Genomic DNA, 10987 nt, shown 5'->3' on the forward strand with positions numbered 1-10987 from the left:
TTCCCCTGGGTTGCTTGGGCATCGCGGTGGATCAGGATCACCATTGCAATCATGTTGCGACTCGCTTCAAGCAGTGCAGTCTCAAGCTCCAAGAGTTTGATGGTGGGAAAGCGCAAAAAGGTGGTGGACGACCAGCTCGCTCCCAGGATAGAATGATGGTTGGCGGAAAAGGCGTAGCCCCCTTCACTCCCCTTTTTTTGGCCCAAAAACAACGATGTGGCATGGTATCATTAGGGGTGTCTTCATGCCACGTTACCGTTTGGAGGCATGCAACGCATCCTGATGCCACAAACCTATTTTCGCAATAGCGCAAAAGTAACGCTGTGAATACGCCATCCTGGGTGCGCGGGCCTCTGGCCCGCCTGCGGGCCAGAGGCCCGCGCACCCAGACAGCGTTACTTTTGCGCTATTGCCTATTTTCTATTTCCTCGTTTCTCTATCCTTCCCAGAGGCCACCTATGTCCCATGCTGCCACCTCGCTCGCGGTGCGGGCGCAACTTATTGAGGCGCTTCAGCTTGATCTCGTTGGCCCAACGGCGGATCACCCCCTCGCTGCTGAGACGCTGCCGCAGGAGCTGCGTCCCTCGCTTTGGTATCTGACGGGCTTTCTGATTCCTTTGGGGACGCCGCCGGAGGTGGCGAGTGATCTCGATGAGGATGAAGAGGTGGAAGCGGTCTCCACCCATGTGGGCATGGAGCATGAGCAGCAGGATGATCGCCGGGCGGCGAAGCGTGGCTTTTTTCCCTCTTCGCTCGGCTTGACCTTTCTGGTGGCTCAGGATGTCACTGAACTCCAGGTGCTCTTCCGTTGGGGTGATTATCGCTTGGTGCCCCTTGCCGCCACGCCGGAGCTGTTGGTCTGGGAGCGTACTCAGCATGAATTGCCGGTGACGGTGACCTTGACCGGCGCACCGCAGCCCGCGCAGCCGCTGCCCGCTACGGGTGGTCTGCACTATCAGGTGGTTGAACGTGTGCTGACGAGTGCGGGGCGGCCCCTGCCGCTGCCAGCAGGCACGCGCTCGGTCTCGCTCTTTCTGGTCAACCATCGGCCCCACGATGCGGAGTGGCCCGATAGAGCCTATGCCTTTCAGGCTGAACTTGAGGTGCGCTGCACGACGCCTTTTGTGGCGCGGCCCAATCTGCGTGATCTTGCGGCGGAGGATTGGGATGATCTGGTGGCCGATCTGCACTATGCGTGGTTGCCTGAGTATGCGGTGGGCCATAATGTCGCGGCGGATTGGACGCTCGCTGCCGATGGCTGTTATACCCTGCGTACCACTTGGCTGCCGAGTGCTGAGGTGGAGCAGACGGTGACGACGGCGGTGGCTGGTGTCGAGTTGCGCATGGATGTCTTGGCGGCGCTGCCCGATGGCGCAGCGGCAGAGGCTGCGCTCCAGCCGTTGGTGACGGGCTACCGCGATTGGATTGCGGCATGTGGCGCGGCGGCGGCCCCAATAACGGAGCAGCGCTGCACGACGGCGCAGACGTTGCGGCAGCGGGCAAAGATTGCGGCGGATCGGATCGCGCAGGGGATTGCGCTGTTGCAGCGTTCGCCTGCGGCGCTTGAAGCCTTTCGTACTGCCAATCGGGCTGTGGCGCGTGCGCTGCGGGTGCGCAACAAGCTGGCCGCGCCGACCTGGCGCGCCTTTCAGTTGGCCTTTATTCTTTTGAATCTGCCTGCCTTGAGCGATCCGCACCATGCCGAGCGGGAGCATGTTGATCTGCTCTTCTTTCCCACTGGCGGCGGTAAAACCGAAGCCTACCTGGGCCTCGCCGCCTTTGTGCTGCTGCTACGCCGTCTCAATGCGCCCGCTGATGGTGGCAAGGCCGGGGCGGGCGTCAGTGTGGTCATGCGCTATACCCTGCGCCTGCTGACCCTCGACCAACTCGCCCGCGCTGCGGGCATGGTCTGTGCCCTTGAACTGGAGCGCAGCGCTGCGCCTGAACGCTACGGCACATGGCCCTTCGAGATTGGCCTCTGGGTGGGTAAGGGGGCCACGCCCAACGAATTGGGCCGTAAAGGGGACAAGCGCCACGATACGGCGCGGACTATCGTGACGCGCTTTAAGAACGACGCACAGGCCAACCCGTCACCCATTCCGCTCGAAAGCTGCCCCTGGTGCAACACCCCCTTCACCCCGGCCTCCTTCAGCCTTCAGCCCAACAGCGACAAGCCAACCGAACTGCGCATCATCTGTAGCAACTTCGCCTGCGACTTCTCAGGCCAACGCCCCCTGCCGATTGTCGCAGTGGACGAGAGTATCTACCGGCGGCTCCCGGCCTTTCTGATTGCCACCGTAGACAAGTTTGCCGCACTGCCCTGGATTGGGCCCAGTGGCGCCCTGCTGGGCGGGGCTGATCGTCACGATGCCAGCGGCTTCTACGGCGCGGCGGAGCCGCAACGCGGGCGGCCCCTCAGCCAGCCCTTGGCACCGCCCGACCTAATCATCCAAGACGAACTGCACCTCATCTCCGGCCCCCTCGGTACCCTGGCTGGCCTCTATGAGACGGCGATTGACACCCTGGCGACGCGCATCATTGACGGGAAGACGGTGCGCCCCAAGATCATCGCCTCAACCGCCACGGTGCGCCGCGCCCAACAGCACATCCAGGCGCTCTTCGGGCGCACCCAGACCCACATCTTCCCGCCGCCCGGCCCCGAACGGGGCGACAGCTTCTTTGCCCAGACCGCGCCAAGCAGTGCGCTTGCCGCCCGCCACTACCTCGGCATCGCCGCGCAGGGCCGCAGCCCCAAGGTCGTCATGCGGCGTGCGTGGCTCGCCCTGATGGGTGCCGCACAGCGCGCCTACGAGGCGGCGGGGGGCGACGGCAACCAGGCGAATCCTGCCGACCCCTACATGACCGTCTTGGGCTACTTCAACAACCTGCGCGAACTCGGTGGGGCGCGGCGCATCCTCGAAGAGGAGGTGCAGAACACGATCAAGAGCTACGGCGCACGGCGGCGCAGCGGCGAGGCGAGCGGCCTCTTTGCCGACCGGCTGCGCTTCAGCGAAGTCCTCGAACTCACCTCCCGCGTCTCAACCGACCAAGTGGCCGACGCGCGGCGGCGTCTCGCCTCCCCCTTCCACCAGATTGATCACCGCGTAGACTGTGCGCTCGCCACCAACATGATCTCCGTGGGCCTCGACATCCAGCGCCTCGGCCTGATGCTCGTCATCGGCCAGCCCATGCTCACCGCCGAATACATCCAAGCCACCAGCCGTGTCGGGCGCGACGCCAACCGTCCCGGCTTGGTCGTCACCCTGTTGAACGCGCACAAACCACGCGACCGCTCCCATTATGAGCGCTTCCGCCACTACCACGAAACCTTCTACCGCAGCGTCGAAGCGAGCAGCGTCACCCCCTTTGCGGCGCGGGCGCTCGATCGCGGGCTTGCGGGCGCCATGGTCGCCCTCGCCCGCCACAGCCAAGCCCAACTCAGCCCCTCAGCGGGCGCGGGGCAACTGGCTCAGGTGCGTGCGACCCTCGAACAAAGCCTAATCAGCAGCTTCCAAGCGCGTGCCGAGCAGCAAGACTACGCCAGCGACGAGCGGGACGAACGGCTGCGTGCGCTACGCGATTACCTCATCAACCTCCTGGATGCCTGGCAGAGCATCATCGCTGGCTACCACCAAGCGGGCGTAGCGCTCCACTACCAGCCCTACGAAACCCTCAACCTGGGTGGTGCAAAGCCGCTGCTGCGCGACCCACTCGAACGCCAATTCGAGACAGACGCGCACCGCAAATTCCGCGCCAGCCGCTCGCTGCGCGATGTAGAACCCGAAGTGAACCTCTATCTGCGTGATCTGAATAACCAGTTGGTGGAGGAGGGATAGGACTGTTGCCCTAAGACCCGCTGTTGGGGCTACGCCCCAAACCCCGTTTTTTGTTCCGCTTTGGCGGCTTCGCCGCCAAAGCGGAACAAAAAGGGTCTTCTTGGGGGAGGCGAAGCCTCCCCCAAACCCCCACCGGATGTAATCTCCCTCATTATTATGACCACAAAAAAACCACATGGCCAACTGCGACGTGGCCAACTCCTGACCACCTACGGGCCGGGGGCGCTCTTTGATCTGCCGCGCCACGCGGCGATCATTGGCGGCCTCGATGCATGGCCTAAGCCGAGTGAATTGGAAGAGATTCATGAACTGCGGCTGACACGCAAAGTGCAGAAGTGTACCAGTGTTGCCAATCCACGGCTCTACGCCCCGCCTGCTGCCGATGATATGCCGGGGGCGAAAGGCTTTGGCATCACGGTCTATCGCTTCCCCGAATGGTTTGTCGTGCAGGAGCAGGCACAACCGAGGGCGCGGCTGCTCTCGCGGCGTCTGGTACACCGCAGGGCGCTCGATGCGCGCGGGCGCTTCGAGGGCTTGCCGGTCGTCGCTACGCGCTTTATCGCGGCATGTTCACACGGCCATGTCAGCGACATCAACTGGTACCTCTTTGTGCATGGGGGCAGTAGCGCATGCCGCCGCCAACTCTGGCTCGATGAACTCGGCACCAGCGGCGATCTGGGCGATCTGATTGTGCGCTGTGAGTGCGGCAAAGAGCGGCGCATGCTTGAAGCCTTGAACCGCGAAATGAAGCCGTTGGGCCAATGTAGCGGGCAGCGCCCCTGGCTGGGGGCCGAGAGTAACGAAGCATGTGGCGAAGCGGCGCGGCTGCTCATTCGCACCGCCTCCAACGCCTACTTCCCCCAGATCCTCAGTGTCCTCGCCATCCCCGACCGTACCATGCTCCTCGACACTCGCGTACAAGAGTTGTGGGACGACCTGAGCGCGGTGGACGATGCTGGTGATCTGAAGGTCTTTAAGAAGAAGCCACTGGTTGCCGAGAAGCTTACCGGCTTCAGCGACGAAGAGGTATTGGCGGCGATCAAGCGCAAACAGAGCGGCATGTATCTGCAGGAGAAGGCGATCAAACTGGCCGAGCTTGACGCGATCCTTGCCGTAGCGGAGGGCTATGGCAACGACCAGCCAGTGAACGAAGACTTCCATGCGCGCCGTCTCCCTGCGGCAGCCTGGCGTCACAGTACCCTCAGTGATCCCATTGCCGCCGTCTACCAACTCCACCGCTTGCGCGAAGTGCTGGCCCTGATCGGCTTCACCCGCTTCGAGGCGATCATGCCCAACATTGACGGTGAATACGAGGACGATCTGAAGCCCGCCCCGTTGGCCCGCGAGCCAAGCTGGTTTCCGGCAGTAGAGAATCGCGGCGAAGGCATCTTCATCCAACTCGACAGCGCAGCCATCGCCACATGGCTGCAACGCCCAGCCGTGCAAGCGCGTCTCAGAGCATTGCAGCGCGGCCATGATCAATGGCAAGCGAAGCGCCTCAGCAAGCGCACCTTCCCTGGCGGCCCCTACATCCTGCTGCACACCCTGGCCCACATGCTCATCCAGGCATTGGCGCTGCGCTGCGGCTACCCAATGAGCGCCATCCGCGAACGCATCTACGCCGACGGCGCTGAGCAGCGCTACGCCATCCTGCTCTACACCGGCAGCCCCGATTCAAGCGGCACCCTTGGCGGCCTTGTCCAGCAGGCACGGGCCATCGAAGAACACCTAGAGCAGGCGTTACGCCGCGCTATGCTCTGCTCCAACGATCCCATCTGCGCCCACCACGCCCCCGACGATCCCCTCGAAGGACGCTGGCTGCTCGGCGCAGCATGCCACGGCTGCGCCCTCATCGGCGAATCCTCGTGCGAAATGCGCAACGACTACCTCGACCGTGCGCTCGTCGTTCCGGTGCTGGGCCTCGAGGATGTGGCCTTGTTTCACGGGGTGTAATACCAAAGCCGATAGCCGATAGCTGATAGCCGAGCATGGCATCTCAATGCGCTATTATCAAGAACGCTAAAACCCATTGGGACGCCATGTTCGGCAATCTACCATCTACCATCTACCATATGCTCGGCAATCTACCATCTACCATCTACCATATGCTCGGCAATCTACCATCTACCATCTGCAATCTACAATCTGCCACACACTACCTAGACATGGGCGGGCCGCCTACTGGGCCAGTGCTGCACCTTGCCCCAGCCAATGGCTTTCCGCCAGAGAGCTACCAGCCTCTTGTAGCCGCCCTGCGTCCGAATCTGCGTGCCATTGGTTACCGTCCGCGCCCACTGTGGCCGGGCAGTCATCCTGATGAGGTGCATACATGGCACGATCTCGCCTGCGATCTATTGCGCGATCTTGCCACCGTGAGTAGTGCGCCCGTCATAGGCGTTGGCCACTCCCTCGGTGGCATCCTGAGTCTCTATGCGGCGGTACGCCACCCTGAGCGCTTTCGCGCCCTCGTGCTGCTCGACCCGGTGATCATGCCGCGCCCCATGTTGCCGCTGCTCTGGGTCATGCGGCGGCTTGGCCAGCACCACCGTTTTCCCTTGGCCCAAGGAGCCGCCCGCCGCCGCGACCACTTCAGCAATGTTGAGGAGGCCCGTAGGCGTCTGCAAGGCCGTGGAGCTTTTGCCCATTTCACCCCAGCAGCCCTTGAAGGCTACCTAGCAGGCGGGCTACGCCCTGATCCGCAGGGCGGCTATCGCCTAGCGTGGCCACGTACCTGGGAGGCGCACATCTTCGCGTTGGTGCCAATTGATACCTGGAAGGCCCTCAGCCGTCTACAGGTACCCCTCATGATCATCCGTGGCACCAAATCCGACTTAATGATCAACTCAACCTGGCGGCAACTCGCCCAACGGCTGCCTCAAGCCCAATTTGTAGACATTCCAGCAGGCCATATGCTACCCATGGAAGCCCCAGAAGCCGTAGCGACGGCCCTCAACCAGTGGTTAGGAAAGAGCACATAGGGGAAAAGCCCCCGGCATGAGGCTGCGCCAACGTCACCTCCGGTGCGGCTTTGCCTCACCCGAAGCGTTCTTTTTCTTTCGTGTTGGCGGCTTTGCCGCCAACACGAGGGGCGTCGCGTTGGCTGAACCTGTCGAAGCCACCGCGCCGTTGGCTCGGTGGCTGAGCCTGCCGAAGCCAGCCTATCGAAGCCAAGTGGCGCGGCCCAGAACTTCTTCGCGCTAACAAAAAATTTGACACCCACCTCAACCATTGCTATACTCAGAACGGGTGTTTAGCATTTACGTGCCGCACGATGGTTCATGCAACCAATTGCCATTATTGGCTCTCCGAATAGTACCACTACCTTCACGGTTGATATTCTCGAACGCGCCCGCGATCGGGCGCTTGATCACGCTTGGGTAACGTTTGAGGTCGCTGAACGCTTTAATGGCAAAGTTTACCGCAAACGCGCCCTCTGCCAGCTTGGTGGGATTGTGACCCGCAATCGTTGGCACGAAGACCCGATTATCCGTTCGGTGATCAAGCACCAAGGTGCGCTCCCGGCGCTCTCTGGTGAAAGTGATCTGACGAGTGCTCAATTAAGCGCTCTGGGCATCTTTCTGCTTGATGATGCTGGCCAGGTGCGCCGTCGTACCACGCTCTCCATCCCGCCCCCCAGTGGCACGCCGGTCTATCCCGCGACCGCCGCCGCACTCCAAGAGTTGGTGCATACCGAGCCGGGGATTTTCTATGCGGGCCAATCGCCCGGCGATGGCCTGCCGGTGCCCCTGACCCTGCGCCACTTTGGCTCAACCGATGATGGCGGTAATGGCGAAGCGCTCAATTTGGGCGTCTTTGGCCAAACCCGCAGCGGTAAATCGGTACTCGCCTCGCAACTCCTGACTGGCTTTGCGGCCAATCCACAACTGGGGATTCTGGTGATTGACCCCCAGGGCGAGTTTGGGCGCGATCGCTTTGCGGCGGGCGATGGGCGCGTTGATTTTAGCCTCCGCCGTAGCCTGCACGCCCTGCGCCCCGCCCGCGAAGCCATGCTCGTCTCGACCGACGAGGTGGCCCTCGAAGGGGCCGAAGCCTTTACTGAAATCCTGCGGCGCACCGGCTTCTTCGAGAGCCTTGGCTTCAAAGGGGCCCACAAAGAGCGCGAGGCCGCTGAACGGCTCACCGCGCTGCTTGGTGAACTGCACGACGATAATGGCAAGCGACGCCCCATCAGGGCGCTGCGGGTTGAAGACCTGAACCTGCTGGTGCGCGACCTCGCTCGCTTTGCTGATGTGATCTATGCCTCGCGGCCTGGCACAACCCCCGGCGAAGGGCAGCGCGCCGCCGATGTGCTCGCCCGCTTCCAACTCGACCAAGGACGGCTGCAACAACTCTGGATCCGCGCCCTCGAACGCTTCCGCATCGGCGCAGGGCGCACCCCCCTCTCGCAGATTATCACCCAAGTCCTGCGTGATCGCCAGATCGTCATTCTCTCCTTCGCTCAAGAGAGTGTTGACGCAACGCCCTACTTCCTGCTTAACGAAATCCTCACGCGCCTACGCCAAGTGATCCACCGCACCTTCCAAGATGGCCGCATGTCCAACGCCCTCGTCGTCCTCGACGAGGCCCATCTCTTCGCGGGCGACCACGCGGGCGACACGGCTGACGGCGCGCGCACCAAGCTCCTACTGGGCCAGAGTGTCCGCATGAGCGGCAAACAGGGCGTCGGTTGGTGCTTCATCACCCAGGCGCTGGCCGATTTTGATAAGACCATTCTGCGCCAATTGCAGGTCAAGATCTTCGGTCAAGGCTTCAAAATCGGGGCCGACCGCGAACACGTCGAGATCGAACTGGGCAAAGAGGGCTTTCAGCGCTATTGTTCACTCCCCGATCCCAAACGCACTGGCCGCTACACCTTCATGGTCACCGGCCCCGTCGTTGCCCTCGGCAGCCTCGGTACCCCCCTGGTCCTCCAGGGCTTCCGTGGCTCCGAAGAGTTGCTCCTAGCGAATCCGCATTGCTTCGGGGGGTGAGAGAACAGAGAACAGAGAACAGGAGAACAGGAGAACAGTTTGTTCGTCTGTTCGTCTGTTCCTGTGCTCCTCTGTTCGTCTGTTCCTGTGCTCCTCTGTTCGTCTGTTCCTGTGCTCCTCTGTTCGTCTGTTCCTGTGCTCCTCTGTTCGTCTGTTCCTCTGTTCGTCTGTTCCTCTGCTTCTCTGTTCCTCTTGTTGCTTACCCTAAGCGCACGCCGCGCCCCTTGACAATCTGGATCGGGTTGGGTTCGTGGGGGACGGCTTGATTCATGAGTTTGCGTACGCGCTTGACGAGGGTGATGATGCGGTGGTGATTGTTGGAATCTTCCATGTTGGCATCATGATAGACCGCCCGCGCCAATTCTAGCGGTTCGCAGATGGCCCCAGGGTGGTTGGCGAGATGGGCAATCAGGCGGAACTTGAGCCCAGTGAGTTTGCTACTAATATCGTGACCGTAGTAGGAGACGAGGCGGCGCTCGTGGTCTACACAGAGTGGAACTGGCTGTGCTGCTTCAGCGGCATCCTGGGGGTCAGTATGTTCCAGCCCAAAGAATTGGTTGCAGGCCGTCGCTAGGAGGGGGCTGAAGAAGACCAAGGTTGCCTGAGTTTGAGGTTGCACCAACTGCTTGAGGATGAGTTGCTCGCGTTGGGTTGGCGTCAGCGGCTGGTGGCTCAAGAGGGTACGAATGGCATCCTGCTCATCGGCACTGAGGCCATTCCAAAGCTTGGCACACTCGCCGCGCAGCGCTGGGATAGTGTGCAGCAATTGGTCGGTTGGCAACCCTTGGCTCTCTGGCCGCTCGTGGAAGCTGTGGGTTAGCGCCCGCAGCAGGGCAGGATAGCCGCCACTGAGCATGACAATACGCTGCTGCACAGGCTTGCTCAAGCTAGCTTGGAAGCGGTGGGCAAAACGTTCAACTTCAGAGGCGGCATCCTCAGGCGTGAGCGGCCCCAGGCCAAACTGCGCCAGGCTAAAGAGTTCGACAAAGGGCTCAAGCTCGTCCCAATCATCGGCATCGCGCAGCTCGGTCAACGGCTCACGCGAGAAGGTCAGGTAGCTCAGGCGATACTTATAGCGATCACGCAGCCCGCGCAGATGGCGCAGCACTGGCGTAGGCAGTTGGGCAAACAGGTAATCAAACTCATCAAAGACGATCACGAGGCGCGTTTGGGCCAAAAGGTCGGCCAAAGCCAGCGCACAGTGGCGCAGCGCCTTGGGGCCACTACCCTCAGCCGCCAAGATCGCCTGATGAGCCGCATACACCGCCGCAGCCTCAGCGCCCGCAACACTACCTAGCGCCTCAGTAAGACCCTCAAAGAAGCCCCAGGCATCATAGCGCACCAACAGATTCGCATCGAGATTCACAAACTGCAGCGGCTCACGCAGCGTAGGCAGCAGCGCAGCACGCACAGCGGGGCGCTGCAACTGCTGGAGCATGTTGGTCTTGCCCATGCCGTTGATACCGATGATGCTACAGCAATCGCCGGTATCGAGGTGGCGTAGGAGCGGGATGATGATTTCGGATCGGTAGGTGGAGGGGCGTTGGTTCATGGTGGTTTTGGGGGGGGAGAGCGTTTTTGCAGAGGTATAGAGGTTTGAACCACAGAGGCACAGAGAACACAGAGAGGTCTTTGGAAGGGCGAGATGGCCCTCACCCCCGTCCCCTCTCCCACGTTGTGGGAGAGGGGCGAAGATGTCAAGATTTTGTTGTGTTCCTACTGGCCCGCATGCGAGCCAGAGGCCCATGCGCTGGCGTGAAAGCGAACCCAAAGCTTCTTCGCGCTAACGCAATGCGGACGGGCGCAAGCTCTACCCCTACGCATGCTCCTGAAGCCATGCCTGCAGATCTGCGCTGGTCGTAAAGTCAAGCAGGGCTTCACTCAGGCTGAGGAGGAGCGATGGCGAGAGTGCTACAACCTGCGCTTCAAGCGCATCACTCAATGGGTCAAACTTGCGCTTGAGCAGGCGTAGCACCACTTGCTGCAGCGCTTCGGCGTGACCCTCGGCGTGACCCTCGGCGTGACCCTCGGCGTGACCCTCGGCGTGACCATCAGCGTGGCCGTCAGCGTGGCCCCGGAGGTAGCCTTCCTTCTCAAGACCAATCATCGGTAAGCTCATGGTGTTCTCCTCCTGTTCAATCTGTCGCATTGTAGCATGGG

General features: G+C 61.6%; 6 protein-coding genes. 4 read left to right on the top strand and 2 right to left on the bottom strand.

The annotated features are described in order from the left end of the window. The first annotated feature begins 458 nt into the window (after positions 1–458). The 4 genes from drmA (at position 459) to CJ255_RS19365 (ending at position 8827) form a co-directional block, all read left to right on the top strand. Complete coding sequence (gene drmA, locus CJ255_RS19350) at positions 459–3836, top strand: DISARM system helicase DrmA (protein WP_097645733.1); 3378 nt, start codon at positions 459–461, stop codon at positions 3834–3836. A gap of 156 nt (positions 3837–3992) precedes the next feature. After that, entirely contained in the window at positions 3993–5789 is a 1797-nt protein-coding gene (gene drmB, locus CJ255_RS19355) for a DUF1998 domain-containing protein (protein ID WP_097645734.1), read from the top strand. A gap of 86 nt (positions 5790–5875) precedes the next feature. After that, positions 5876–6814, top strand: a complete 939-nt coding sequence (locus CJ255_RS19360) for an alpha/beta fold hydrolase (protein WP_245863593.1) — start codon at positions 5876–5878, stop codon at positions 6812–6814. A 300-nt stretch (positions 6815–7114) separates the two neighbouring features. Next, on the top strand, positions 7115–8827 hold the full coding sequence (locus tag CJ255_RS19365; RefSeq protein ID WP_097645735.1) for an ATP-binding protein: 1713 nt from the start codon (positions 7115–7117) through the stop codon (positions 8825–8827). 199 nt (positions 8828–9026) lie between these two features. Here the strand turns inward: CJ255_RS19365 and CJ255_RS19370 are convergent, their stop codons facing one another. Together CJ255_RS19370 and CJ255_RS19375 are read right to left on the bottom strand one after the other, a co-directional pair. Then, entirely contained in the window at positions 9027–10379 is a 1353-nt protein-coding gene (locus CJ255_RS19370; protein ID WP_165774815.1) for a winged helix-turn-helix domain-containing protein, read from the bottom strand. 264 nt (positions 10380–10643) lie between these two features. Then, on the bottom strand, positions 10644–10987 hold a 344-nt coding region (locus CJ255_RS19375), incomplete at its 5' end, for a DUF4351 domain-containing protein (protein WP_124682017.1).

Origin of the sequence: Candidatus Viridilinea mediisalina (assembly GCF_002532535.1) — a bacterium.
Taxonomy (GTDB): domain Bacteria; phylum Chloroflexota; class Chloroflexia; order Chloroflexales; family Chloroflexaceae; genus Viridilinea; species Viridilinea mediisalina.

What these genes read in the sequence shown, in the direction of transcription:
- drmA (WP_097645733.1), top strand. Translation starts at nt 459, where the DNA reads ATGTCCCATGCTGCCACCTCGCTCGCGGTGCGGGCGCAACTTATTGAG.
- drmB (WP_097645734.1), top strand. Translation starts at nt 3,993, where the DNA reads ATGACCACAAAAAAACCACATGGCCAACTGCGACGTGGCCAACTCCTG.
- CJ255_RS19365 (WP_097645735.1), top strand. Translation starts at nt 7,115, where the DNA reads ATGCAACCAATTGCCATTATTGGCTCTCCGAATAGTACCACTACCTTC.
- CJ255_RS19360 (WP_245863593.1), top strand. Translation starts at nt 5,876, where the DNA reads ATGTTCGGCAATCTACCATCTACCATCTACCATATGCTCGGCAATCTA.
- CJ255_RS19370 (WP_165774815.1), bottom strand. Translation starts at nt 10,379, where the DNA reads ATGAACCAACGCCCCTCCACCTACCGATCCGAAATCATCATCCCGCTC.